The following is a 25710-nucleotide window of genomic DNA, read 5'->3' as shown; positions in this document are numbered from 1 at the left end:
CCCCGAAAGGACCCCATGACCACCATCACCTCCACCCACTACAGCCCCGACGACGCCGCGCACACGCCGGCCGGGGCCGGGCCGGTCGCCGAGATCGTCCTTGACGGAGCTGCCTCACGCAATGCGCTCGACGCTGACGCCCTCGATGCGCTGCTCGACCACGTCGAAGCACTGCTGCCGCTCATCGACGAGGGCACGGTGCGCGCACTCATCCTGCGCGGAGAGGGCACGGTGTTCTGCTCAGGCCGCGACATCGCAGGCGTCGACGTCGAAACCGATGACGCCTACGAGTTCCTCAACAGCGACTTCTGGCCGGTCTTCGACACCATCCGGTCCCTGGAGATCCCCGTCATCGCCGCCGTGCAGGGCGCAGCGCTCGGCCTGGGCTACGGGCTGGCGGCAGCCGCCGATGTCATCTACGCGGCTGAGGATGCGAAGTTCGGATCGCCGTTCGCCGCGATCGGCGCGATCCTCGACTCCGGCGCCCACGCCGTGTTCGTCGACCGGCTCGGCTACCACCGCACCATGGACCTCATCCTCACCGGCGACTTCATGACCGGCACCGAGGCGGCGGCCACCGGGGTCGTCTCACGTGCGGTCCCCGCCGGTGAGCTGCTCGACTTCGCCCGCCAGAAGGCCGCGAAGATGGCCGCAGGACCTGCCGAGACGTTCCGGATGGAGAAGTACTTCACCCAGAACCTCGCCGATGAGCGCACCCGCCTGGCCCAGGTGTGGGACACCGAGGCGTTCATGCAGGAGCGCGCCCGGACCAGCGATGACTACCGCGAGGGATTCACCGCCTTCCAGGAGCGCCGCAAGCCGAAGTTCAGCTGAGGCTGACTCAGCTGGTGGGGTCGGGGGCGGTGCCCTCACCCCACGGGCGGTCGCTGAGCGACTCGCGGCCGTGGGCGGTGTGCCAGCCGGAGGTATCCGGGCCGAGCGGGACGATGCCGGTCGGGTTCACCGACGTCTGGACGATGTAGTAGTGGTCCTTGATCTGCTGGAAGTCGACCGTGTCACCGAAGCCGGGCATCTGGAACAGGTCGCGGGCGTAGGCCCACAGGTTCGGGAAGTCGCGCAGCTGCTGGCGGTTGCACTTGAAGTGCGAGTAGTACACGACGTCGAAGCGGGCGAGCGTGGTGAACAGGCGGACATCTGCCTCGGTGATCGCTGCACCCATGAGGAACCGCTGGTCCTGCAGGCGGGCTTCGAGCGTGTCGAGTGCGGAGAACAGCCGCTCGAAGGCCTCATCGTAGGCCTCCTGGGAACCGGCGAACCCGCACCGGTAGACGCCGTTGTTGACCTCGGTGAACACCCAGCGCATGAGCTCGTCCATCTCCTCCCGCTGCGCCTCCGGGTACAGGTCGGGGGCACCTGCGCGGTGGTAGGCGGTCCACTCGGTCGAGAAGTCGAGCGTCATCTGGTTGAAGTCATTGGTCACGACCTGGCCGCTGTCGATCTCGACGATCGCCGGCACCGTGATGCCACGCGGGTAGTCCGGGTAGCGGGCGAAGTACGCCTGCTGAAGGCGTTCGATGCCGAGCACCGGATCCACTCCGCCGGGGTCAAGGTCGAAGGTCCACGACCGCTCGTCATGGGTCGGCCCTGCCAAGGCGAGCGAGAGCGCGTCCTCGAGGCCGAGCAGCCGCCGGACGATGAGCGTGCGGTTGGCCCACGGGCAGGCCCGGGCGGCCGCCAGCCGATAGCGGCCGGCCTCAACCGGCCACAGCTGCTGATCCGCGTGGGACTTCTCAGCTGCCTGCGGGTCGGCGACGATGCGGTCGTCGATGTAGTTCATATCCCGGGTGAACGCCTTGCCCTCGGAGACATAGACGCCGGGAGTCGAGTGCTCGGGGTTCTCGTCGGATTGGGTGCCGCCGTGCTCGCGGGGGGTGGGGTTCTCAGACATATGCCTACTTTAACACTATGTAATTGAAAGTTAAATCATATGGTGACTGACGTCACGAACTTTTCCTTTCGTTACTATAGGTAAGCCTAACCTTAGGTGCTAGAGTGGTTCGTGGAGTGAGGTTGCCGCACCAGGGAAGCCCATGCGTTTCACTACTCCGGTATGGGTTTCCCTGGTGCATCTCTGTCTGCGGCGGCACCTCGCTGTTCCCGTCGGCTGCCCTGTCCGCGGCGGGCTGCCTGCTTCCGGCGGGTGGACTGCCATGGCCGGGGCCGGGCGGCCTGTCGCAACTCAAGGGTTTTGCGGCAAGGTCCGTGAGGCTTGAGCAGCAGATGTGGCACCGACCACTGTCTGTCCGACATGCTGGACTATTCGCCGTGGGTATGTCTTCCCAGGCTTTGTGTGCAGCGGTGAGCATATGCCTATGACTGCATCACCTCCGCTTCTCGACGGCATTCGGATCGCCGACTTCTCCCGTGTGCTGGCAGGCCCGTACTGCACCCGCATGCTCGCCGACCACGGTGCCGAGGTGTTCAAGATCGAAATGCCCGGCCGGGGTGATGACTCCCGGCATCTCGGGCCGTTCATCGACGCGCAGAGCACCTATTTCTCCGGCCTCAACCACGGTAAGCACAGCATCGAAGCCGACCTCAAAGACCCCGAAAGCCTTAAGCGGCTGCGCGAGTTCATCGCGACCTGTGACGTCGTCGTTGAGAACTTCCGGCCCGGCGTCGCCGCCAAGCTCGGTTTGTCCTACGACGACGTCGCAGCGATCAAACCCGATATCGTCTACGCCTCGATCTCCGGGTTCGGCCAGACGGGCAGCCAGACGAAGCGTCCGGCCTACGACACCGTGATCCAAGCGCTCTCCGGGCTCATGGCCACCACCGGCTTCGCCGACGGCCCGCCGACCCGCGTCGGCGAATCGATCGCCGATGTCTCCGCCGGCGTCTTCGCCGCTTTCGGGATCTCCGCAGCGCTCGTGCGCCGTGAGCGCACCGGGGCTCCTGCCCACATCGACATCCCGATGTTCGACGTCATGCTCGCCATGCAGCCGACGAACTCCGCTATGTACGCTGCCACCGGTGCCGCCCCGAGCCGGGTGGGCAACCGGCATCCGGTCTCCGCCCCATTCGACACCTACCAGGCCAGCGACGGCCTGTTCGTCATCGCAGTGGCCAACGACCGGCTCTTCGCAGTACTCGCCGAGGCACTGGGCAAACCCGAACTCGCAGACGACCCAAGATTCGCCACCGACGCTGACCGCAGCGACAACGACGAAGCCCTGCGCAGCGAGATCGAGGGAGTCTCCGCCTCGCGCACGGTCGAGCAGATGTGCGCACTGCTCGACGCTGCCGGCGTGCCGGCCTCCCCGGTGTGGAACATGGCAGACGCTCTCACCAGCGACCTGGGAGTCGAACGCGATCTGCACGCCCGCGACTCCCGCCTCGGGCACGGCTTGATCGCCCACCCGCTGCTCGTCGACGGGACGAGAGCCGCAAGCGACCTGCCGGTCCCACAGCTCGGCGAGCACAACGACACCCTGACCGCCGCGAACCCGATTGACGAGGAGTGAGGATGAACCTCGAACCCACCGCTGATGAACAGGAGCTCATCGACGCCGTACGCGCAGTCTCGCGCGACGTGCTCGCCCCGCAGGCCGCCGAGGCGGATGCGAACGAACGCGTCGCTGACGACGTCATCGCCACCCTCGGCGAGGTCGGGGTGCTCGGACTCAACCTGCCCGCCGAGTACGGCGGTCCCGGGGTGGGGTCTGTGGCGATGAGCCACATGGTCGCAGCCGTGGCCGAAGGCTGCGGATCGACGGCCTCGATCATCACCGCCCACTATCTGGCCACCGACGCCGTGCTGCTCGGCGGCACCGACGCCCAGCGGCAGGACATCCTCCCGGCAGCAGCCGACGGCCAGCTCATCGGCGCCTTCGGACTGACCGAACCGGGTGCCGGATCGAACCCGGCGGAGATGTCGACCCGGGCCGTCCGCACCGAAACCGGCTGGCGGCTCAAGGGCACCAAGCACTTCATCACCAACGCCGGCTTCGCCGACTTCATCGTCGTCTTCGCCATCACCGACCCGGAAGCCGCCCACCGCGGCATCTCCGCCTTCCTCGTCCGCCCCGGTGAGCTCGGCGACGCCATCAGCTTCAACCCGCCGGAGAAGACGATGGGCCTGCGCGGCAGCCCAATCTACGAATTCGTCATCGACGCCGAACTGCCCGCCGAGGCCCTCCTCGGCGAGGAAGGGCAGGGATTCGCCACCGCGATGCGGGTGCTCGATCGCGGCCGCATCGAAGTCGCCGCCATGAGCTTGGGCATCAGCCGGGCGGCGCTGGATGCCGCGATCGCCTGGGCCAACGAGCGGAAGATCGGCGGCAAGCCCATCAACCGACTGCAGGGCATCGCCTTCAAGCTCGCCGACATGCACGCCAAGCACCGTGCCGCCTGGCTGCTGACGATGGAGGCCGCAGCGGTGCGCGATTCCGGGGAGGACTTCACCTTGGAATCCGCCACCGCGAAGCTCGTCGCCAGCGAGGCAGCCGGCTTCATCACCGATGAGGCGCTGCAGATCCACGGCGGCTACGGCTACACCCGCGACTTCCCACTCGAGCGCTATGCGCGCGACGTGCGCATCTACCGGATCTACGAGGGCTCCTCGGAGATCCAGCGCACCATCATCTCCAGGGCCCTGGCAGCGTAGCCAGCCCGGGAACAGAAAGGAACACCCGATGAATCCGCTCTGGTTCGTCCTCGCACTGCTCGTCTATTTCGGCGTGCTCATCGCCTTGTCGTTCTACCGCCGGCGCGCCGACTCCGGCACGGACTACTTCCTCGGCGGGCGGACCATGCCCGCCTGGATGCTCGCCATGGCGTTTGCCGCCTCCTGGTACGGCGGCAACTCCGCGCTCATCTCCATCGATGAAGCCAATTCGCAGGGTATGGGATCCTGGTGGGTGCTCGGCGGCCCGACGGTCATCGCAGTCGTCGCCCTCATCTTCATCGGCCCCATCATCCGCCGCATCGGTGTGCTGAGCCAGGACGGCGTCATGAACATGCGCTACGGGCGGCTGACCGGCACTCTGCTCTCGCTCGTCATGGGCATCTACATGGTCGTCTGGGGTGCCTCCCAGATGGTCGCACTGGGCAAGTTCTTCGCCGCGTTCTTCGGCATCAACTTCGTCCTCGCCGTGCTCATCGGCATCGTCGTCGCGATCTTCTACGCCACCATCGGCGGCTTCCGTGCCGTCGTGCTCACCGAGACGATCCAGTTCGGGCTGCTGCTGCTCGGCCTGCTCATCACGCTCGTCGGCGCGCTCATCCTCTCCGGCGGCTTCGAACCGGTCATGGAGCGTGCGACGACCGAACGGCCTGATGACTACTTCAACCTGTTCGCCGGCTTCACCCCGAACATCGCCTTCGTCGTCAGCTTCGCGCTTGCCTTCCTCATCGAGGGTGCGGCCTGGCAGCGCATGCAGGCCGGGCGCACCCCGCGTGACGCGCGCAGGACCGCCGGCTTCGCGCTGTCGTACTTCATTCCGCTGTACTTCCTCGTCGTCGCCGCCGGCATCGCCTCGATCGGCGTGTTCCCCGAAGTTCCGGAGAACGGCGTCGTTGCCACCCTCGCCGGTGAGCGCTTCTGGCCGATCTTCGGTGTGCTCGTCTTCATCGGCATCGCCGCAGCGATCATGTCGACGATCTGTACGACGCTCAACCTGTCTTCGCTGTACATGACCGAGCTATACACGAAGATCAAACGCAACCGGGTCTCTGACAAGCAGAAGGTGCGCGTGGGAATGATCGGCACGGTCATCGCCTCGGTGCTCGGCTTCCTCATCGCCATCCAGCTGCCGGAGGCGCTCATCCTCCTCGGCCTGGCCAGCGAGATCCTGGCAGCCGGCATGTTCTTCCCGATGATCATGGGCATGTTCTGGCGCCGGGCGACGCAGAAGGGCGCGGTGGCCGGCATCATCGCCGGGTCGAGCTTCACGATCTACGGGTTCCTCGTCGAGCTCGGTCTGCCCCTGCCGTACTTCTGGCCCAATGACGGACCGACCCGGATCTTCATCGGCCTGGGCTTGAGCCTCATCTTCTATGTGGCTGTGTCGCTGATGTCGAAGCCGGACGTTGAGCGCACCGAGCGCTTCATGCACCAGTCGCGCAAGGGCACCGACGAGTCCGCTGAGCAGATCGTGCGCGAGTACGCTGCCGCTGACGACGCTGCCGCTGAGGCTGCGCGCAACTCCCGCAACGGCCGCACCAGCTGAGCCGGACCGCTGGACGCTGCGCCGCCCAGCACACGTGGAGCTGAGATGCCGAGCGCCGCCGCAGCAATCTTTCTGCGGCGGCGCTCGCGTTCACCGGGCCCGAGGCCAGTCACCTCGGCAATGGAGAGTCACCTCGGCCGGGCAGTGTCGCTGGGCCGGGGAGAGTCACCTCAGCTGTGGCGGATCCTCGGGATCTTCGCGGTCCTCGTCATCGCGGTCGACGGTGTCGGACTGCACGACCGGCCCGCCGGTGCCGAAACCGCCGCCGCGGTTGAAGGCAGCCGGGCCGAACCCGGCCGCAGGAGTCGGCAGGGTCGCCCGCCCGACGCGGACGCCGAGCACGATTGCGACGGCGCCGACGAGCAGCATGAAGCCGGCGACGAGCCACAGCAGGGAGACAGCGCCGGCAGCGGGGTTAAAGACGAAGACGAGGCCGATCGCCAGGCCGGCGATGCCGCTCATGAGCATCACCCACCAGCTGCGCAGGCCCATGCGGCGGAAGGTGAACGAGCCGAAGATCTGCAGCACGCCGAGGAGGAACGCCCAGAAGGCGATGAATGCGACGAGGGCGAGCACTGCGGTTTCGGGCAGCAGCATGATGATGATGCCGAGGATGAGGCTGAGCAGACCGGCCAGCAGCATCGTGCCGCCGCGGCCGGCATCGCGGGCGCGCAGCCAGGAGGCCATGCCGAGGATGCCGTTGATGATGAGCCAGGCGCCGACGAGCCAGGCGAACACCTGCAGGCTGGCGCCGGGCCAGAGGAACATGACGGCACCGGTGAGCAGCGCGAGCACACCCTGGATGATGAGCCCGCGGCTGGCGCGGCGCTGCAGGGCGGCCAGAGGGTTGGCATCGTAGTCGTCGTAGGGATGGCTCATAGGGCTCCTGTTCACAGTTCGGCGCAGCCGGCGGAATCCGATGCTGTTCCGCGGCGGTCTGCCTATCGGGGAAACGCACCAGGTCAGACAGCTATTCCCAAAAGGAGCCGTGTGGGGGCTGCTGCAGACTTGGCTACATTCACATCTGACCTGACTTCCACAACTGTAGTTACCCTGGCGGTGTGATTGCGACGCGGATGTGAGCGACGTCTTCGCTGACTGGGTCGGCGGCAGCGACGGTATGGCCGACCGCTGCGTAGTCGACAGCACCGAAGTCCGAAACACCTTGGCCGGGATTGAGGAACTCACGCGCTTCTTCCATCATCACAGCCAGTTCCGCTTCGGTTCGAGCCGAACCAATATGCTTAACGATCTTGTACTGCCCGCCAGACTTGTCCACGATCTGCACAAGCGTGACTCCCGGTCTTCCAGGAACACGACGGACGAACGGGCTCATAACCCCATTCTAGACACCCATGTAGTTACCCACGAGCGAACCGCGCAACGCGTTGACAGCACAAACAGTTCCAGAAACGAAGAAGACCCCAAAAATTGTGGAAGTCAGGTCTGACGTTCTGGAGTGAAGCTGAATCATCCAATGGGACTGGTTCCCTTCTTGCCTCAGAAGTGATAGGGATTCGACGGATTAAGGCTGATCGGAAGTACACTGCTCGTCTTGTGCGGCCGGTACCTGAAGTTCATTTGGACGTCCAGCATGAGCTTCAGCCCCCGTTTGTCGATGCTCTCCAGCGACTCGTCGCGGCCAGGGTCAGCCGATGGAACAGTCCCGCGGGTCCGTCTGGTTACAGAAGTTGTGGCTCGCGCCTGTCCGGGTTCGGTCTGTTCTAACGATTGAAAGAGGGCACGTAATCTGCCTCCTAACTGCGCTCAGGAGTTCAGGTAGCGTGCGTCATTCTTGGCAAGGGGCTCTTTCCAGGAGACGCAGTACTCGCAGCTACCTGCTGTCTACGCAGTGTGAACGAGGCTGAGATCAGACCTATTGCGGTAAGTAGATTCCCCGTTGCAGGCTCCAAGACACTTGAACACCTCGACTGCTCAGGAAAGCGCTTCTGTACGGGATAGGGACACGAGTGTTCGGGAAGGAGACAGGGGTGGGCCCGAGTCCTTTCCTGATCAGTAGTCGTTATGTAGCAATGGACGTGTACGGATCACTTCGACAACGCGGGCTCACGCTCATTTCAGCGCACGTCAAGTAGGAGGTGCTGCAGCATGAACCGACGTCAATCGTTTGTGGTCGGCTTCCCAGACACTGAGCAGGCCGAGTCGCTCGCTACACGGCTTCTGCCGGCTTCGAATCTTGTGTTGAAGCATGATTCTGGGCGTCCGTGGCTGGTAGGAAACCTCCCTGACGAGCACGTCACACATCACTCCAAAGGCAGGCTTAAAGTAGCTGTTGTCGGTAGGACATCTTTGGACACCTCGACAGTTGCCAGTCGGACCATGGGAGTTCGACACGTTGACCAACTTCGCACATTGAGCTCGGACTTCTCTGGAAGCTACATCGTCTTTGCCGCGCTTGGGCGATCCCTCTTCGCCAGCGGTCCTGCCGTTCCGACTCGGCGGCTGTTTACGTCCACGATCGAGGGAGTCTCGGTAATAGCAGACCGGGCAGACACACTTGCGATGCTTGGGGACCGTCCTATTGACCAAGTAGCCCTCGTGTTGAGCTTAGCGCGCGGTCTCCCTCACCCGTTTGACCAGCAGACCTTATGGAAGGGAGTTGATGCTGTCGCTCCCGGGGAGTACGCGGTGCTCGATTCCGACACGGGTCTGGTTCGGCATAACAAATGGTGGACTCGGCCGGCACCGACACTTTCGCGGAGCGAAGGGGGTCAGCTGCTGGCTGAAAGGCTTCGCGAGGCTGTCGAAACTAGGGTTCATGAGGAGGGTCGAATCGCGAGCGATCTCTCCGGGGGACTCGACTCGACGCCAGTTACGTACTTTGCGGCGCATGCTCATCCCGATGTAGTGGGCTACACGTACTACACCGAAGACCCGGGCGGGCGTGAGGACCTCGCATGGGCGCGACGCGCTGTGCCTGCGATGCCGGGGATCACGGAGCATGTCGTTCAGTCCGCCAGCCTGACTCCTGCCTTTTACGAAGGTCTTGAAGATGTGACGGTGGCCTTTGACCAGCCCACACAGGCCATCACTTCTGTCCCGCGAGTGAGCTTTATGCTCCAAGATGATCTCGAGCGTGAAGTGAATGTGCATCTAAACGGTCTCGGAGGGGACCACCTGTTACGCGGAGTGCGGGCATGGGATCATACTCTCGCACGTAAGAAGCCCCTACGAGCGTGGCGGAGAGCGCGTGCAGAGGGTATTCCACTTGGCGAACCTCCGCATCGTACGTTGCTTCAGCTGGCGGACTGCAGGAACTACCGAAAGTGGCTTTCCGACGACTGTCAGCGAGCAATTCATGATGAATCTGGCAATGGCATCCCCAATCTCAGCGACTGGTCGATTCCTCTCGGTCTCCCGCATTGGATCAGCGCCCCGACTCGGAAAGAAGTTTCCGAACGACTGCAGAGTGTTTCGGCGGAAGCAGAGCCGTTGGGCTCAACGCTGGCCGAGCACTTCGATCTGTTCACCTTGCGTCAGGCGGGCTACTTAACTCGGGGAATGATGATGACCGGACGCTATTACGGCATCGATTTCGAGTCCCCACTCCTCGACGATCGTGTTGTAGAAGCAGTGTTGAGCGTCCGCTACGAAGAGCGCGATACACCCACTGAGTGGAAGCCCCTGATGAAGTCGGCGATGGAAGGGCTCCTCCCGGGTGAGTATCTGAGAAGGACTAATAAGATTGGGGCCGGTCCCCAGCCGGTACGCGGTTACTCGACTCACTTCCAGAGTTTGCGACGGCTCTGGGAGTACTCCGGCCTTCTCGATAACGGTCTATTTGACAGTAATGCATTGTTGGAATCTGCGGCTCCTAAAGCTACGGCTCCACCGGCTGGGTACTTTCATTCTCTGACGGATACTGCGGTGTTTCTTCGGAATTGGAACACTGCTCGAGACGAATTTCGAATCTCACTTGGGAAGTTTCATGAAACAGTTTAAGAAGAATGCAAGAGTGTCCCGAGTTGCGACCGAGTATGGAGAAGTGTTGCTCGACGAGGATACAGGTGGGTATTGGCATATCAATGAAACTGCCTCCTTGGTCCTGAGGTCTCTCGAAGAGGATCACGACGAAGCTCACGCTGCTCAGCAGCTCGTAGAGCGCTACGGAATTGATCCGGTGCGTGCAAGTAAAGACGTGAAAGCGGTCGCTAAGAAGCTAGCCGAATTGGGGGCATTGTGACCTTAGTCCTGCCAGAGTTTCCGAGCAAGTTGAGCGTTTCGCAGCGAATGAGAGCGTCTCTCGCGGTTGGAATCGCAAAGCTACTTCGACGGGCTTCTCCTAAGAGGATTCGCTCGGTGCTACGTCTTATTAGTGCGGGTGCTGAACCATCGGCGTACGAGCAAGCCAAGCAAGCGCGAGACGAGATCCTCACTGCGAGTCCTTACTGCCGAGGAGGAGAAGCCTGTCTGGTGCGATCCCTGGCTACCGCTCTCTACTGTCGGATGCGCGGCTACTGGCCAACATGGTCGGTCGGAGTTCTCGCCGTACCGCCATTCGCCGCGCACGCCTGGGTAGAAGCCGAGGGGCGAATCGTCGATGAACCCCTCAGCGCGACAGACTACCGCGCCTTTTTCAAGGTGGCGGTGTAGAGCCGATCGGGTGCCCCCGATCGCAGTAAGAATCAACGGAAGGAAGGAGGTGTAGTCGCAATGCTGAAGACCTACGAGACCCCGGTCGTCGTCGAGCTGGGCAGCTTCCAGGCCGATACCGCTGCTGGCATCGGCGGACAGGCAGAGGGCTGGTTCCCCATTGCGGACCGCTCCTGAGCAGCTGTCCGCCCAACACCACGATTTCGTATATGAGAAAGGAGGTGTTCAACATGGCACTCACCTATGAAGCCCCTCAGCTCCTGGAGCTGGGCAACTTCCATAAGGACACGGGTGAGTTCATCGGTCCGCACGATGAGCAGATCCTGCCCCTGGACGACCACTCTTTTGAAGGTTGATCCAGCAACTGGTCTTCACGGCAATGACGCTCCGTACAGGAACTATAGGTTGTACTAGGGCTATGAGTTCATACGGGCGGTGCGTCGTTGGAGTGAGGCAAACTGGAGGGCTGGCCGGGAGTGCCTGGCCAGCCTTCCTTCCTTTACAGCATTTTCGGCAGATCCCATCTGCGGAGCAAAGCGAAAGGGTTCCCAATGAAGTGGGCCGAAACTCCCACCATCGAAGCAACCGGGCTGACGATGAATTATGGGCAAGGGGCCGTGCTCAAGGGCATAGATCTAACCCTGCACACTGGAGAGGTCCTCGCCCTACTTGGGCCGAATGGTGCAGGAAAGACCACTACAGTGGAGATTCTGGAAGGTTTCAGAAAGCGGTCCGGTGGCGAGGTTCGGGTTCTCGGTACCGATCCTGACCACGGCGACGAGGCCTGGAAGGCTCGATTGGGCATAGTTCTTCAATCCTGGCGGGACCATAGGAAGTGGCGCGTTCGCGAGTTACTTGCCCACATCGGCCGGTACTACCAGGTTTACAGCACCACTGAACGGCCCCGCCCATACGACGCAGACGAGCTTCTTGAGCAAGTGGGCCTGGAGGAGCAAGCTATGAGGCCGGTCGCGAAGCTTTCGGGAGGGCAGAGGCGGAGGCTTGACGTTGCGATCGGGCTGGTAGGGAATCCAGAGGTCCTATTCCTGGATGAGCCGACGGTGGGCTTCGACCCTGAAGCCAGATCGGATTTCCACGCGCTTATTAGCCGTCTCACGGAAGAACGTAAGACCTCGATTCTACTGACGACTCACGACTTGCGGGAGGCAGAGACGTTGTCGCACCGAATCGCTATCTTGATGAACGGTCGGATCTCAGCAGAGGGAAGCGCGCAGGAGCTGGCTGCACGATACTCGGGTTCGGTCGCTGTATCGTACTTCATTCGAGATGATGAGTATCATCAGCGTCTAGCCCATGACGAGGTCACCGATTATCTCTGTTCACTCCTCGAAAGAGCAGGACCAATGATCTCAGGGTTACGAGTGGAGCCATCGTCCTTGGAAGACACCTATCTATGCATGGTTCGCGAAGAGAAATCTGCGGATGCCACGGCCGAGCTGTCCAGCCTTGAAGTCTAGAGGAGATAGGTCCATGGTAAGTCTGCGTTATTTGTTCGGCATAGGTCTTTCCCGTGGAGTCATAGAGTTACGTCACAATCTCAGCTCAATCGTTAACTATATTTTCTTCCCGACGTTGGCTGTTTTCGTGATGTACCTGCTACGGAATATGCCTCTCGTCGATACCGATTATTCTTTGGGGCAGTACGCAGTTCCAGGAATTATTTCGATGAACATCTTGTTCACAGGACTGATGGGAATAGCGTCTACGCTGTTGCTTGAGCGAGAGGACGGAACCCTGCATCGGGCCCGGGCAACCCCTCACGGTGCGTTCGGGTACTTCCTGGGGAAAATTGTTAGCCAGGCGCTTCTATGCCTAGCCACTTTCACCGTAGTTCTGGCTCTATCGATGACCCTGTTCGACGGGTTCGCGCTACACAGGATCACCTCGTTGCTGACTCTGAGTTGGGTCCTTCCGTTAGGGGTCATTGCTATGCTGCCAATCGGTGTGGTGCTCGGTTCCGTTCTTCGCCACCCCCGTCAATTAAGCTTCGTCTCATTGCTGTTGATGGGGCTCACTGCCGTGTCGGGTGTCTTCTATCCTCTATCTCTCCAATCGCCCGCGCTTCAGCTCGTTGGTCAGGCGTTTCCTCTCTACTGGCTGACCTTTGGAGTCAGGGGGGCAATGCTCCCGGACGTAATTTTGGTGGATGAGCAGGGGGAATCACGGCATCTGCTCGAAGCTGCTGGCACGCTGAGCGTATGGGCTGTGATCGGCAGCGCCATGGCCATCTACGTTTTGCGAACATCGTCGCGCCGTGCTGTGGGACGCCGCATGAAGTAGACCAGGCCTAGATTACTACTAGGTTAGAGGTTTACATATGCCGGCTGGCTTGCGGGTACGTCCCGAACCTCTCTGCGACGATAAGATCGGTCTGATGGGAACGCTCAGAGAGTCGGACTCCCCTCCGGTTCAGGGACTGTGGAACGCCCGCCAGCGTCTCGACAAGAACACTGGCTGGCCGACGAAACGTGTTCGGTTGATCGACACGCTCATCGTGACCGCCGTCTTCACCTACAACCTGCCCATCCAATTCGCATCTGTTCCGGATGAGCTCTGGAGCGGCACGGGCGTGCTTGTCTCTGCGGCCCTGTGCCTGCCTTATCTGTTGAGGCTCCACCGCCCGGTGGCGGTATTCATCCTTACTTTCGCTGCGGCGCTTGTACAGCTGCTGCTGGGAGTCGAGCTGCTGGCAGCAGACGTGATGCTGCTGCTGGCCCTCTACAACGTGGCTTCGCGCACCAGATGGACAGTCGCGGTTCCTGCGACACTCGCGCTGCTGGCGTGGTCGCTCACGGCCGGTCTCCCGCAGGTCTCGCAGGGCTTTCTGAGCATTGGCGAGCTGGGAGTCCTTCTCCTGGCCGTCGTATGGGTCTGCACATGGGGAGTGCTGGTGCGCACACGCAGGCAGTACATGGACGTGCTCCGGTCGCGGACCGAGCAGCTCGAACGTGAACGTGACGCCGAGTCCCGTGCCGCCGCCGCCAAGGAACGGACTCGGATCGCCCGCGAGATCCACGATGTGGTGTCACATCACGTCGGCGCGGTGGGAATCCTGGCGGACGGGGCAGCGGCGAAAGTCGCAAGCGATCCGGAGCAGGCGAGAACGTCGATGCTGCGCGTCCGAGACACCAGCCGCCGAGCTCTGGCTGAGATGCGCACAATGCTGGGGGTGCTGCGCGACGGTGAGGATCCCGAGGCGCTTCCGCAGCCTGGTCTGGATCAGCTCGACGCTCTCGTGGCTGAGTTCCGCACATTGGGTGTTCCTGCCGAGCTCACGATCCGTGGCGAGCGTCCCGCTGAGATTCCCTCAGGCATCAAGCTGGCGGTCTATCGCGTCGTCCAGGAGTCATTGACCAACGTCCGCAAGCACGCCGGCGACGCTTCCCACGCAGCAGTGAGCATCACGCTCACGCTCAACGAAGTCCACATTGAGGTCGACGATGACGGCTGTGGAGACTCGGATCATGCGGAGTCAGACGTGCATAGCGGTCGCGGGCTCATCGGCATGCGCGAGCGAGTCCACGCCTATGGCGGACGATTCGATGCCGGGATGAAGCCGGCAGGCGGCTACCAGGTGAGAGCACAGCTCCCGCTGCGGAGCGGACAGGAGGAGCAGACATGAGCATTCGCGTGGTGCTCGTCGATGACCAGGAGATGGTCCGCACGGGATTCCGGATGGTGCTTGAGGAGCAGAACGGCCTCGAGATCGTCGGGGAAGCCGGCGACGGGGAAACCGCGCTGGAACTGGCGACTCAGACGCGGCCCGACGTTGTGCTCATGGATGTTCGGATGCCGCTGCTGGACGGGGTCGAGGCGACTCGTCGCATCTGCAGGATCGACAACGGGCCGCGGGTGTTGATCCTCACGACCTTCGACCTGGACGAATACGTCTACGAGGGGCTGAAAGCCGGCGCCAGCGGGTTCCTGCTGAAGGACAGCCCGGTCGAGGAGATAGTCGCTGCGATCCGGCACATCCATGAAGGCGATGCTGTAGTGGCCCCCGCATCACACGGCGGCTGCTCCATCACTTCACGGCGGAGCCGCTGGCTGACGATGCACCCCTGGACCGAGGGTTCTTCTCCCAGCTGACCCCGCGGGAGCATGAGGTGCTGCAACTGGTTGCCAAGGGGCACTCCAACGCTGAGATCGCGCAGGAACTGGTGGTCTCCGAAGGCACCGTGAAGATCCACGTCGGACGCATCCTGACGAAACTCGACCTGCGGGATCGCGTCCAAGCGGTAGTGCTGGCCTATGAGAGCGGATTCATCACAGCATCCTCATCCCCGAAGTGAACCGGTCGGTGTGATGCTCCGCCGCTGACGTCCCATGTATGCCCTGAGGGATACGGCGAAGATATGTCTGCGGCCAGATGTGCCGGCAGGTGCCGCGGCGCGACAGTGGAGACATGAGCTTCGTCGTCTCCACCGAACACCTGAGCAAACGCTACGGCGACACCGCTGTGGTCAACGATCTGAACCTGCGCATCCCGGAAGGATGCGTCTATGGGTTCCTGGGCCCCAACGGCTCGGGGAAGTCCACCACCATGAAGATGCTGCTGTCGCTCATCCGGCCCAGCAGTGGGACCATCGAGATCTTCGGGGAGCCGATGAGCCGACACAGTCGGCGCAGGCTTCTTGGCAGCATCGGCTCACTGATCGAATCCCCGCCAGGCTACGGGCACCTCACCGGTGCGGAGAACATGCGAGTCGTGCAGCGACTCCTGGGCCTCTCCGACCAGCAGATCGCCCTCGCCGTGGACACCGTGCGCCTCGGCAAGCAGATGAACAAGAAGGTCCGCAACTACTCGCTGGGCATGAAGCAGCGCCTCGGCATCGCCATGGCACTGGCGCGCCAGCCTCGGCTCCTGATCCTGGATGAGCCCACCAACGGCCTGGACCCTGCCGGCATTGACGAGATCAGACAACTGCTGCGCCGTCTCGCCGACGGAGGGGTCACGGTCATGGTCTCCAGCCATCTGCTCGGAGAGATCGACAAGACCGCCAATATGCTGGGGATCCTCTCTGGCGGGCAGATGCTCTTCCAGGGATCCCGCGAAGCGCTCTTCACCGCCTCGCTGCCCGACCTGATCCTCAGCACTCCCGATCCTCGGCATACCCGTTCTCTGCTCAACAGTGCAGCTGATGCTCACATCGACGGCAGCGCCGTGAGAGTCTCCGGGCTGGACAGCACTGGTGCTGCACATCTCATTAGGCACCTGGTCAATGCCGGCGATGAGATCTACGAAGCCCGTCGTGATGAGCAGTCTCTGGAAGACGTGTTCATGCACCTCACCGGGGGAGGAGAACTGTGAAGGCCTCCGCCCTGGCTGCTGAGCTCACCAAGACCAGACGGCTGCGAACGGGACTGATGACTCTTGCCCTGGCTGTCGCTGTCACCGGGCTGACCATCGCCAGCGCAGCCACCAGCCCGGCATTCTCCAGCCCACAGGACAGCTGGAGCGCACTGCTGGCCGGCATCGGCCTGGCCTTCCCAGTTTGCTCTCCACTGTTACTGGCCGTGCTGGCCAGCCGGCAGGTCGACATTGAGCACCAGTCCAATGGGTGGATCTTCGCCCAGACATCCCGCGTCACTCCAGGAGCCCTGTGTCGGCTGAAGCTGCTGACCACGGGTCCCGGTGTCGGGCTGGCGACGATCACAGCAAGTCTCCTGGTGCTGGCGTTCGGTCTGCTGGCTGGCGACGGCGGTGCACCGCCATGGGGGCTGTGGGTCGGATACACCCTTTGCGTGCTCGCGGTGAACCTGGTGGTGCTGGGGCTGCACATCCTGCTGGCGGCCCGGATCCAGAATCAGCTCGTCGGTCTCGGGATAGGAGTGCTCGGCACTCTCTTCGGCGTCTTCGCCTCAGCGATGCCCGCAGCCATCGCCCACATCACTCCATGGGGCTACTACTCATTGGTGGCTGTGGCCGAGTACCAGGGAGAAGAGCTAATGCTCCAGCGCCCGGCAGTCGTCAGCATCGCCGCTCTTGCGGCGCTGGCAGCCCTCGGCTTCACCGCCGTCACCACTTTCTTCGACCACAAGGAGGCATGATCATGCAGGCCCTGCGAGCCGAGTTCATCAAGCTCAAGCGCTCTCTGAGCTGGACAGTGGTGTTCCTGCTACCGCTGGTCATGGTGCTCTCCGGTGCGGTGAACACGCTCATGGCAGGCGAACAGCCAGACGATGGATGGCACACGATGTGGCTGCGCTCAGCCGTCTTCTACGGGCTTTTCCCCTTGGCTGTCGGCATCGGAATCCTCGCCTCACTGGTCTGGCGCAGCGAGCATCAGGGCGGCAATTGGAACGCCCTCATGAGCGGTCCCACGTCGACGTGGCGGATCGTCGCTGCAAAGGCTGGCTCCCTGAGTCTGCTCACTGCCGGTATGCAGATCCTTCTGCTAAGCTCCGTCGCCGCTGTCGGAAAACTCGTTTTCGGGCTTCCCGGCATGCCCCCGCCCGACTACCTCGGCATCACCGCGCTGATCGCCGTGGCATGTCTGCCGGTGGCAGTGCTGCAGTCCGGGCTGTCGATGATCTTCCGCTCCTTCGCAGTCCCAATCGCAGTGGCTTTCACCGGGGCTGGGCTCGCGGTCGTCCTGCTGCTGGCTGAGCTTCCCGGCCTCGTATGGGTCTTCCCCTATGCGCTCATCGGCCGGACGACGCAGCTGGGAACCGGAACCTTCGCCGACTCAGGTCACATCAGCGCAGTTGATGTGCTCACCGTGCTGGGAGCATCAGGCCTGCTCACCGTCGTTCTGCTGTTCGGCTCCGTGGCGTGGCTGGAGCGAAAGGACTTCTGAAGACCGGTGACCACTGGTGGACAAACGTAGTGCAGAGGGAGCGTGTGAGATGCCACCCTATTCACGATGGAAAGCGGACGTCTCGAAGGCGTTCAGAAGGGCCGCACCGACCTCCCTGGTCCGTGCTGCAGGGGCATTAGCCGTGTTTCCGACTTGTTTTACCCGCCATAGCTGGGAGCTGACGGCGCCGGTATTAAATGGCGCGGGGCCTGGTCTCGTCGCTTGGTGCATCAATGTAGCCCACGATGCTACAGGAATAGAGCGCCTCGTGCTGCTGCGTTCCACCGTCGTGTTTGGGTTGTACACCGGAGCATCGCTTGGTCAGCGCGCCTTCTTCCATTCGCCTGCTGATCATCGCAGGAGGGAGCAGGTTCTTCGCGCCTCAAGTGTCCGGAGTGTGCTGGTGTGCGGGTTATCAAATGAACGCCCCATCCTCTTCCTGATGTTGTTCGGCACAGTGGACGCATTTGCCGCCGCGCTGATCACACCACGAGGTTTCGGCTGCATGGTCACATCTGTGCCTACCGGCGACCAGAGGGTCGTTTATCTTGCTTCCCGGACTTCAACTGATAGCGAAACAGCGATGATCGGACAAGCGGTGACTGCGTCATGGATACCGGTGCCTACCTAAGTAGTCAGACGAGTTCGGTGTTGAGGAAAAAAGAGAATTGCTTTGCTCTAACCGCCCGATCGAAGATCTTTCACGCACCCTTTGGCTCAGAGAGTCAGGAGTGCGTCAAGCTGGTGGTAGTTCGTTTCGGGGCGGCCACTATCACCACAGACTTGGGGTCAAATTTGGTTCGTGAGGGCGACTGTCTGTTGGTGAGTCCCAATGTCCTGTTTGAGGGTGCGCCAAAAGGATCTCTAACCGCGACGACGATCTACGTTGACACCAACTATTTCGTCGATCAGGTGTTCTGGCAGTACTCCAATAGCGTTTGCGATCGGTTCGATGCGCTGGAGGTCGCTGGAACGCTTAATGCAGAGCCGGTGCAGATCTTGAAGCCAGGGTTCGAAAAGGTATCAGTCGTATCGCCGTGGTTGGATGAACTGACCCAACTAAGTGACTCTGGCGGACGACCAGAACACTTCCATCGGGTGCAGGCGCTCTGGTCCTCGACTATGGACGTTTTATCTCCACTCATCAACATCAGTTCGGTGCGGAACTTCACCATCCAGAGATCCCAATCCAGGCCCGTTCTATCGGGCAAGATTCTCGCCCCAGCTAGAGGTGAGGCTGTGAAAGTCCGGGAGATGCTCAGGAAGAATCCACAGGAACAATGGACGCTGTACAAGTTGGCGGAAGCCATCCATCTCTCGCCGAAGCAGTTGTCACGTGTCTTCTCAGCAACCTATGGCAAGACGCCATTGGCCTACCTTACGATCGTCAGGGTTGAAGAAATGGCACGTCTTCTCCGCCAGACGAGCTTGCCTATTGGAGAGGTCGGAAGACTGGTGGGGTGGAACAGCCGGAGTCGTGCTTGCCAGGCCTTTCGTGAGTGTACTGAGATGACCCCTAAACAGTACAGGAAGGTGCATCAGGAGTCGGGGAAGTCGGAATCAGATGCTTGATCAGTCTCCATTCGCTCTCGTCGAGGGCGGTGCCGGTGGTCGTGCCTCCGGTGAGATGATTCCGCGGATTGGTCGCCAGCGAGCGGCGTTAGGGCGGAGGAAGGAAAGCACACGCTTGGGTATCACAGGGTGCAGTGTCGCCGTTGCTGGCTTCGTCCTCTATGTCTTTGTACCACGCTTCAACGCTACCGACGGAGAGGTCACTGAATGGCGTGCTACTAACAGACTCTGTTATCAGCCCCGCCCCGCAGACAAGGACAAGGGATCCGAACGTGAATCGCCCCAGTGCCCCAGGCGGCCGCAGAGAGAGCAGGGGATCGGGCGGTGAAGGGAAGGCCGGGGATCGGGCGGTGAAGCCGGGGCACTCGATCCCCGGCCGGCTCAGAAGTCCCAGTCCTCGTCGAGGGTCTCGGCGGTCTCGCCGATGATGTACGAGGAACCGGATCCGGAGAAGAAGTCGTGGTTCTCGCTGGCCTCCGGCGACAGCGCTGCCAGCACCTCGGGATTCACCGCGGTCTCCGCAGGCGCGAACTGCGGCTGATAGCCCAGATTCATGAGCGCCTTGTTCGCGTTGTAGCGCACGAACGCTGCGACATCGTCCATGAGCCCGAGCGACTCGTACAGCTCGCCGGAGTACGCCAGCTCCAGCTGGTACAGCTCATCGAGCAGCGCGAAGACGAACGCATCGAGTTCCTCACGCCGCTGTGCCGAGGCCGCCTCGCGCCCGCGCTGGTACTTGTACCCGGAGTAGTAGCCGTGCACGGCCTTGTCCCGCAGGATCAGCCGGATCATGTCCGCGGTGTTCGTCAGCTTCGCCCGGCACGAGAACCACAGCGGCAGATAGAACCCGGCGTAGAGCAGCAGCGAGGACAGCAGCGTCGAGGCGACCTTGCGCTTGAGCGGATCCTCCCCGTAGTAGTGCACGAGCACCGCCTTGCACCTGGCCTGCAGCACATCGTTGCCGATCGCCCACCGGTAGGCGGCATCGATCTCCGGAGTCGAGGTCAGGGTTGAGAACACCGACGAATACGACCGCGCATGCACCGACTGCATGAACGCGATGTTCGTGTACACCGCCTCCTCATGCTCGGTGCGCGCATCAGCGATCTGCACGATCTCCCCGACAGTCGCCTGCAGGGTATCGAGCATCGTCAGCCCGGTGAACACGCGCATCGTCAGCGTCTGCTCGGTCTCGGTCAGCTGATGCCAGGCCGGCAGATCGTTCGACAGCGGCACCTTCTCCGGCAGCCAGAAATTCGCCGTCAGCCGCTGCCACACCTCCAGGTCCTTCTCATCGGTCACCCGATTCCAGTTGATCGGCCGCAGCCGGGCGGCCGGATCCTTCCGGTAGCCGGGCGGGGACACAGCCTCCGTGCCCGAGGCGGTGCGCGCCTGCGTGCTGGTGGCTGCGGTGGTCTGGGTGTTCGGTGTCATGCGGGGATGCTCCTTCTCAACAGGGTGGTTCAGCCGGCCAGGGTGCGCTGGCGTGTGCGGGCGGCGATATGGGCTTCACGGGTGAGCGCGATCTCCTCGGCCTGCCCGGTCGTCCAGAACCGGGCGAGCCCGGCGTTGACCTTGCGGGTGTCCTCGGGGGTGCCGAGCAGCTCGAAGCGGTACAGCTCCGGGACGGCGAGCTTTGCAGACAGCACCCGGCCGGCCAGGCAGTAGGCGGTGCCGAAGTTCGTGTTGCCAGCCGAGATGATCCCGCGTACGAGCTCCCGGTGCGCCCGGTCGTGTGAGAGGAAGGCGAGCACCTGCTTGGGCACTGCGGTGCGCACGGCCCCGCCGCCGTAGGTCGGCAGCATGAGCACATACGGCTCATCAATGCTGATCATCGGTTCGATACGCGGGCGCAGCGGGATCCGCACACCGGCCTCATCGAGGCGCTCGGCGAAGCGGGCGGTGTTGTTCGACACCGAGGAGAAGTACACGAGGCGAGACACCGCAACCTCCTGCAGTTAGTGATAGCGAAGAATGAAGTTCGTATCCACGAACATAGCACAGAAGGGGCGGTCCGCTCACCGTCTCCTCAGGTGGCCAGCGCCTCGGGCGCGGTGCGCGTGACCGGTAGGCTGAAGGCAGCCGATGCGAAGGAGCTGCCGTGACGTTCACCCCACCGCCGGATCCCACCACCCGCCCCACGCTGCAGGGCACCTTCGGCATGAGTGCCTCGACCCACTGGCTGGCCACCCAGACCGCGCAGGCGGTCCTCGAACGCGGCGGCAACGCCTTCGACGCAGCGGTCGCGGCCGGGTTCGTCCTCCACGTCGTCGAACCCCACCTCAACGGCCCCGGCGGGGACATGACCGGCCTGTTCGCCACCGCCGAGGCGCCGGTGCCGCAGGTGCTCATGGGTCAGGGCCCAGCCCCGGCCGGGGCGACGATCGAGCACTTCCGTGCCGAGGGCCTCGACATGGTCCCTGGTGCCGGAGCGCTGGCTGCGGCCGTACCGGGTGCGGTCGATGCGTGGCTGGTGCTGCTGCGCGATCACGGCAGCTGGGACATCGCCGATGTCCTCGCATACGCGATCGGCTACGCCGAGAACGGCCACCCGATCCACGCCGGCACCTGTGCTGCGGTCGCTGCGGCAGCTGAGACGTTCCGGGCGCACTGGCCCAGTTCAGCCGCGCAATGGCTGCTCGGCGGTCAGGTGCCCGAGCCCGGTGATCTTGTGAGGATGCCCGGGTATGCGGGCACGCTCAGGCGGCTGCTGGCGGCTGGCGATGAGGCCGGGCCGGCTGGGGATAGCGGGGCTGCCGGGGACGGTGGGGCTGATCGCGACGTGCGGGTCGCCCGGATCGAGGCGGTCAGGCGGGAGTGGCGCGAAGGCTTCGTCGCCGAAGAAGCCGCCGCGTTCATCCGCGCACCCCACATGCACTCAAGCGGCACCATGCACGCCGGGGTGCTCACCGTCGAGGACACGGCCGGGTTCTCAGCCGGGTACGAGGAGCCGGTGTCGATTGAGTTCCGCGGCCACACGATCGCCAAGACCGGCCCGTGGGGGCAGGGCCCGGTGCTGCTGCAGACCCTGCGGATCCTCGACGGCTTCGATGACGCGGACCTCGACCCGTCGACCGAGCGCGGCGCGCACACCATCCTCGAAGCTCTCAAGCTCGCGCTCGCCGACCGCGACACCCACTACGGCCACGGAGAGGTCGATCTGGAGACTCTGCTGAGTGAGGAGTACGCGGCCAGCCGGCGCAAGCTCATCAGCGAGTGGGCCTCCCTCGACTTCCGGCCCGGGCTCCGCGACGCAAGCGAGCCTGGTTTCGTGCCGCCGCTGGTGACCGGTGATGAGTTCGAGCTGCCAGCCCAGGCGGTCGGTGCCGATGCGGGAGCCTCCGTCGGTTCGGCAGCCGGTGCCGGTGAGCCGACGATGCAGACGAACGCCACCCCGCGTGCGGTGCGCGGCGACACCTGTCACCTCGATGTCATCGATCGCTGGGGCAACATCATCTCCGCCACCCCATCCGGCGGCTGGCTGCAGTCCTCCCCGCTCATCCCAGCCCTCGGCTTCTGCCTCGGCACCCGCCTGCAGATGATGTGGCTCGATGAGGACTCCCCCTCCCGGCTGGCCGCCGGCAAGCGCCCGCGTACGACGCTCACCCCGACGCTCATCAGCCGCGGCGGCACACCGGTGATCGCCATCGGCACGCCGGGCGGGGATCAGCAGGATCAGTGGCAGCTGCTGGCGATCCTGCGGATGCTCGTCGGCGGCTACACCCCGCAGCAGGCCATCGACGCACCGGCGTTCCATACGACCGCGCTGCCGGGCTCGTTCTGGCCGCGCACTTGGACTCCCGGCGGTGCTGTGGTTGAGGACCGGCTCGGCGATGAGGTCATCGACGGTCTCATCGCCCGCGGCCACGACGTCTCCCGGGCAGGAGACTGGTCACTCGGCCGGCTCTCCTGCGTCACCTACGACCCGGAGACCGGGATCATGCAGGCGGCGGCGAACCCGCGCGGCATGCAGGGATACGCCGCCGGACGGTGACCCTCAGCGCGGCGGTGTCAGCCGGGCGAGCGTCGCAGCGGCCGGCTCCTCGCGTGCAGACTGCCAGCCGGTCCCAGCCCACAGGTGCACCCAGTCGGGCTGGCCGGCCTTCGCCGCCGCGGTGCGGATGGGCTTGGTCAGGTGATGGACCTGCGGATAGGCAGGCGGAGCAGCGGCCGCGTAGTCGTCGATGAACCGGTTGCGCAGACTGCGGGCCAGCCGCCCGGTGAACGCCCGGGTCAGTGCGGTCTGGGTGAAGTCTGGGTCGGCGAGTGCCTGCCGGTGCACCGCCGAGGTGCCTGCCTCATGCGTGCGCAGCAGCAGCGTGCCGACCTGCACGGCCAGCGCACCGGCCTCGAGCAGAGCGGCCACCGCCTCGGGACCGTCGACACCACCAGCGGCGATGACCGGCAGATCCACCCGCTCACGCACCTCGCGCACCAGATCAGCGGTCTCAACCTCGGCCACCGCCCGCAGCGGATCATGGGTGCCGGCATGCCCGCCGGCCCGGCTGCCCTGCACGATGAGACCATCGCAGCCGATCCCGGCCGCCGCCTCGGCCTCAGGCGCGTCCGTCACCGTGGCGAGCACACAGGTGCCGACCGCGTGCAGACGCGCAACCGCCTCGGGGGCGGGGAGCCCGAACGTCAGCGAGACCACCGGAACCGGGTCGGCCAGCAGCGCCTGGAGCTTCTCGCCGAAGTGATCGTCATCGTCCATGACCGGGCGGACGCTGATCGGCGCGTCGAGCTCATCGGCCAGCGGGGCGAGCCGGTCGGCATAGGCAGCGAACGCAGCCTCATCAACGACAGCCTGCCCGGGCACGAAGAGGTTGACGCCGAAGGGCACATGGCCTGCCAGCTGCCGGAACTCATCGATCTGCACCCGCAGGGCCTCGGCGGTCAGATAGCCGCCGGCCAGGAACGGGAACCCGCCAGCAGCGGCGATCGCCGCGGCCAGCCGGGGCGTGGTGGCTCCGCCTGCCATCGGGGCACCGACGAGCGGGCGGGCAGTGGCCAGCAGCTCGGTGACAGGTGGGCGGGCGGCATCAGAGGCGGTCATATCTGCATGGTAACAGCGCCATCGGCGCAGCGGAACGGGGCGCGGGCGAGGGTGGGCGGCGGTTTCTCAGGGTTCGGGAACCGGCATCGCCCACGGGGGTGCGGATCGGCCAGACTGGTCGTCATCGAGAGGCAGATCACTGATGCCGCCGCGATCATCGGCCGGCAGGAGGGACAGGCGTGAGAGCACTCGCAGACACCAGCACCGAGCCGGCTCAGCCGCTGGCCGGCAGCCCGTCGATCACAAGCTTCGACGGACCGGACATCGACATGCTCATCCGGCAGGGCTTCCGGCCCGCCCGCATCGAGTCACTCGAGGCCGTCGCCCGCGGGATCCTCTCCATCACCTTCGCTCCGCCGCTGGGCGGCGAACCGGCGTTCACTCCCGGCGCGCACCTCGAAGTCGCGATCCCGCTGCCTGACGGCCCGGCGATCCGCCACTACTCGCTGTGCTCGAAACCCGACGGCAGCCAGGGTTGGAAGGTCGCGATTCTCGACGAGCCGACCGGCCGCGGCGGCTCCCACTGGCTGCACGAGCACCTCGCCGACTGCACGAGCCTGCTCATCCGCGGACCGCGCGACACCTTCGGCTATCAGCGCCGGGCACCGATGCTCTTCGTCGCCGGCGGCATCGGCATCACCCCGATCTCCGCGATGATCCACGACGCCGAGGACGCCGGCCTCGACTGGCACCTCATCTACGTCGGCCGCCGCAACGAGCTCATGGCGTTCGCCGACGACCTCATCGACTCCCACGGATCCGAACGGGTCGATGTGCGCATCACCGCCGAGACCGGCCGGCCCGATGTCGTCGCCCTGGCCCGTGACTGGTTCGCCACCGCGCGTGCCTCCGGTGCCACCGCGCCCGAGGCGGAGGGCACCGAAGGCGGTCCGGTCGTCTACACCTGTGGCCCCGTTCCGCTCATGCGTGCGCTGGCCGCCGGGATGGAGGCCGAGGGCATCGAGGTGATCTTCGAGGACTTCGACGATGACGCCCCACCGACAGCCGAAGCCACGGCGAGCGGTCAGGCCGAGGCGGCCGGCGCCTCGGGAACGGACACCGCCTTCACCGTCGAGACCACCAGTGGCGAGGAAGTGCGGGTGGCCTGCGGCCAGTCGATCCTCGCAGCCCTCGGTGCCGCTGGAGTGCGGACCCTGAGCTCATGTCAGAAGGGCACCTGCGGGACGTGTGAGACGACGATCCTCGACGGGCGGGCCGATCACCGCGATCATGTGCTCAGCGATGAGGAGAAGGAGGCGCAGGAGACGATGATGATCTGCGTCTCGCGTGCCCAGACCGACCGGATCGTCCTCGACATCTGAGCCTAGATGTACTTCCCGGTGAGGTTGTGAACGCGGTCTGCTGGTGAGAGTCCCCCAATCGCGGTGTGGGCTCGATGGTGATTGTAGTCATGCAAGAACGCTGCGTACGAGTTTTCGCGAGCACTCTCACTGGC

At 63.8% G+C, this 25710-nt stretch carries 25 protein-coding genes and 2 pseudogenes; 20 read left to right on the top strand and 7 right to left on the bottom strand.

Annotated elements, in window-relative coordinates; translation table 11 throughout:
* Nucleotides 1-15: 15 nt before the first annotated feature.
* Complete coding sequence (locus tag H9634_RS11375; protein WP_191726767.1) at nt 16-834, top strand: enoyl-CoA hydratase/isomerase family protein; 819 nt, start codon at nt 16-18, stop codon at nt 832-834.
* A gap of 7 nt (nt 835-841) precedes the next feature.
* Here H9634_RS11375 and H9634_RS11370 read toward each other — a convergent pair whose 3' ends face one another.
* The gene (locus H9634_RS11370) at nt 842-1909 is read right to left on the bottom strand and encodes a glutathione S-transferase family protein (RefSeq protein WP_191726766.1); all 1068 of its coding nucleotides are present in this window, start codon (nt 1907-1909) and stop codon (nt 842-844) included.
* A gap of 424 nt (nt 1910-2333) precedes the next feature.
* On the opposite strand from H9634_RS11370, the gene H9634_RS11365 reads away from it, so the two are divergent.
* The 3 genes from H9634_RS11365 to H9634_RS11355 are packed head-to-tail and all read left to right on the top strand — an operon-like array spanning nt 2334 to nt 6191.
* The gene (locus tag H9634_RS11365) at nt 2334-3485 is read left to right on the top strand and encodes a CaiB/BaiF CoA transferase family protein (protein WP_191726765.1); all 1152 of its coding nucleotides are present in this window, start codon (nt 2334-2336) and stop codon (nt 3483-3485) included.
* Between the two features lie 2 nt (nt 3486-3487).
* Nucleotides 3488-4627, top strand: a complete 1140-nt coding sequence (locus H9634_RS11360; protein ID WP_191726764.1) for an acyl-CoA dehydrogenase family protein — start codon at nt 3488-3490, stop codon at nt 4625-4627.
* A 28-nt stretch (nt 4628-4655) separates the two neighbouring features.
* Nucleotides 4656-6191 carry a sodium:solute symporter family protein gene (locus H9634_RS11355; RefSeq protein WP_191726763.1) on the top strand — a complete coding sequence of 512 codons (1536 nt, stop codon included), beginning with the start codon at nt 4656-4658 and terminating at the stop codon, nt 6189-6191.
* Between the two features lie 165 nt (nt 6192-6356).
* On the opposite strand, the gene H9634_RS11350 is transcribed toward H9634_RS11355, so the two are convergent.
* Both H9634_RS11350 and H9634_RS11345 read right to left on the bottom strand, forming a co-directional pair.
* On the bottom strand, nt 6357-7070 hold the full coding sequence (locus H9634_RS11350; RefSeq protein WP_191726762.1) for an HdeD family acid-resistance protein: 714 nt from the start codon (nt 7068-7070) through the stop codon (nt 6357-6359).
* 169 nt (nt 7071-7239) lie between these two features.
* Nucleotides 7240-7527: a hypothetical protein gene (locus H9634_RS11345; RefSeq protein WP_191726761.1), complete on the bottom strand. Its 288-nt coding sequence runs from the start codon at nt 7525-7527 to the stop codon at nt 7240-7242.
* Nucleotides 7528-8300: 773 nt separating this feature from the next.
* On the opposite strand from H9634_RS11345, the gene H9634_RS11340 reads away from it, so the two are divergent.
* From H9634_RS11340 to H9634_RS14925, 14 genes and pseudogenes are all read left to right on the top strand, one after another.
* Nucleotides 8301-10154 (top strand): asparagine synthase-related protein, encoded by a 1854-nt coding sequence (locus tag H9634_RS11340; protein ID WP_318245095.1) that lies wholly within the window; start codon nt 8301-8303, stop codon nt 10152-10154.
* On the top strand, nt 10141-10395 hold the full coding sequence (locus tag H9634_RS11335; protein ID WP_191726759.1) for a lasso peptide biosynthesis PqqD family chaperone: 255 nt from the start codon (nt 10141-10143) through the stop codon (nt 10393-10395). Before H9634_RS11340 ends, H9634_RS11335 begins: the two co-directional genes overlap by 14 nt.
* Nucleotides 10396-10442: 47 nt before the next feature.
* Complete coding sequence (locus H9634_RS15010) at nt 10443-10805, top strand: lasso peptide biosynthesis B2 protein (RefSeq protein ID WP_191726758.1); 363 nt, start codon at nt 10443-10445, stop codon at nt 10803-10805.
* 60 nt (nt 10806-10865) lie between these two features.
* Nucleotides 10866-10982 carry a lasso RiPP family leader peptide-containing protein gene (locus tag H9634_RS11325; RefSeq protein ID WP_191726757.1) on the top strand — a complete coding sequence of 39 codons (117 nt, stop codon included), beginning with the start codon at nt 10866-10868 and terminating at the stop codon, nt 10980-10982.
* A 53-nt stretch (nt 10983-11035) separates the two neighbouring features.
* The gene (locus H9634_RS11320) at nt 11036-11161 is read left to right on the top strand and encodes a keywimysin-related RiPP (protein WP_191726756.1); all 126 of its coding nucleotides are present in this window, start codon (nt 11036-11038) and stop codon (nt 11159-11161) included.
* Nucleotides 11162-11356: 195 nt separating this feature from the next.
* A complete protein-coding gene (locus H9634_RS11315; protein ID WP_225210873.1) occupies nt 11357-12283 on the top strand; it encodes an ABC transporter ATP-binding protein in 927 nt (308 codons plus the stop codon).
* 13 nt (nt 12284-12296) lie between these two features.
* Complete coding sequence (locus H9634_RS11310; RefSeq protein ID WP_191726755.1) at nt 12297-13106, top strand: ABC transporter permease; 810 nt, start codon at nt 12297-12299, stop codon at nt 13104-13106.
* A 94-nt stretch (nt 13107-13200) separates the two neighbouring features.
* On the top strand, nt 13201-14448 hold the full coding sequence (locus H9634_RS11305; RefSeq protein WP_191726754.1) for a sensor histidine kinase: 1248 nt from the start codon (nt 13201-13203) through the stop codon (nt 14446-14448).
* Nucleotides 14445-15118, top strand: a pseudogene (locus H9634_RS11300) (response regulator). Before H9634_RS11305 ends, H9634_RS11300 begins: the two are co-directional and overlap by 4 nt.
* A 113-nt stretch (nt 15119-15231) precedes the next feature.
* Nucleotides 15232-16137: an ABC transporter ATP-binding protein gene (locus H9634_RS11295; RefSeq protein ID WP_191726753.1), complete on the top strand. Its 906-nt coding sequence runs from the start codon at nt 15232-15234 to the stop codon at nt 16135-16137.
* Nucleotides 16134-16877 carry an ABC transporter permease gene (locus H9634_RS11290; RefSeq protein WP_259800060.1) on the top strand — a complete coding sequence of 248 codons (744 nt, stop codon included), beginning with the start codon at nt 16134-16136 and terminating at the stop codon, nt 16875-16877. Before H9634_RS11295 ends, H9634_RS11290 begins: the two co-directional genes overlap by 4 nt.
* A gap of 2 nt (nt 16878-16879) precedes the next feature.
* Entirely contained in the window at nt 16880-17626 is a 747-nt protein-coding gene (locus H9634_RS11285; RefSeq protein WP_191726796.1) for an ABC transporter permease, read from the top strand.
* A 49-nt stretch (nt 17627-17675) separates the two neighbouring features.
* On the top strand, nt 17676-18257 hold the full coding sequence (locus tag H9634_RS11280) for a hypothetical protein (protein WP_191726752.1): 582 nt from the start codon (nt 17676-17678) through the stop codon (nt 18255-18257).
* Between the two features lie 191 nt (nt 18258-18448).
* The gene (locus H9634_RS14925) at nt 18449-19198 is read left to right on the top strand and encodes a helix-turn-helix transcriptional regulator (protein ID WP_191726751.1); all 750 of its coding nucleotides are present in this window, start codon (nt 18449-18451) and stop codon (nt 19196-19198) included.
* Nucleotides 19199-19579: 381 nt separating this feature from the next.
* On the opposite strand, the gene nrdF is transcribed toward H9634_RS14925, so the two are convergent.
* Both nrdF and nrdI read right to left on the bottom strand, forming a co-directional pair.
* The gene (gene nrdF / locus H9634_RS11270; RefSeq protein WP_191726750.1) at nt 19580-20632 is read right to left on the bottom strand and encodes a class 1b ribonucleoside-diphosphate reductase subunit beta; all 1053 of its coding nucleotides are present in this window, start codon (nt 20630-20632) and stop codon (nt 19580-19582) included.
* A gap of 29 nt (nt 20633-20661) precedes the next feature.
* Nucleotides 20662-21141 carry a class Ib ribonucleoside-diphosphate reductase assembly flavoprotein NrdI gene (nrdI, locus tag H9634_RS11265; RefSeq protein WP_102162214.1) on the bottom strand — a complete coding sequence of 160 codons (480 nt, stop codon included), beginning with the start codon at nt 21139-21141 and terminating at the stop codon, nt 20662-20664.
* Between the two features lie 158 nt (nt 21142-21299).
* On the opposite strand from nrdI, the gene H9634_RS11260 reads away from it, so the two are divergent.
* The gene (locus H9634_RS11260; RefSeq protein WP_318245094.1) at nt 21300-23192 is read left to right on the top strand and encodes a gamma-glutamyltransferase family protein; all 1893 of its coding nucleotides are present in this window, start codon (nt 21300-21302) and stop codon (nt 23190-23192) included.
* Between the two features lie 3 nt (nt 23193-23195).
* Here the strand turns inward: H9634_RS11260 and H9634_RS11255 are convergent, their stop codons facing one another.
* On the bottom strand, nt 23196-24254 hold the full coding sequence (locus tag H9634_RS11255) for a nitronate monooxygenase (protein ID WP_191726749.1): 1059 nt from the start codon (nt 24252-24254) through the stop codon (nt 23196-23198).
* Between the two features lie 179 nt (nt 24255-24433).
* Here H9634_RS11255 and H9634_RS14920 point away from each other — a divergent pair, with 179 nt between their 5' ends.
* Nucleotides 24434-25576, top strand: coding sequence for a PDR/VanB family oxidoreductase (locus H9634_RS14920; protein ID WP_191726748.1), 1143 nt, complete (start codon nt 24434-24436; stop codon nt 25574-25576).
* A 2-nt stretch (nt 25577-25578) separates the two neighbouring features.
* Here the strand turns inward: H9634_RS14920 and H9634_RS14575 are convergent.
* Nucleotides 25579-25710 (bottom strand): annotated as a pseudogene (locus tag H9634_RS14575) (IS481 family transposase); the annotation flags it as partial.

The sequence above is a fragment of the Brevibacterium gallinarum genome (assembly GCF_014836885.1).
Taxonomy (GTDB): Bacteria; Actinomycetota; Actinomycetes; order Actinomycetales; family Brevibacteriaceae; genus Brevibacterium; species Brevibacterium gallinarum.
This window is presented reverse-complemented; position numbering and strand designations above follow the sequence as displayed.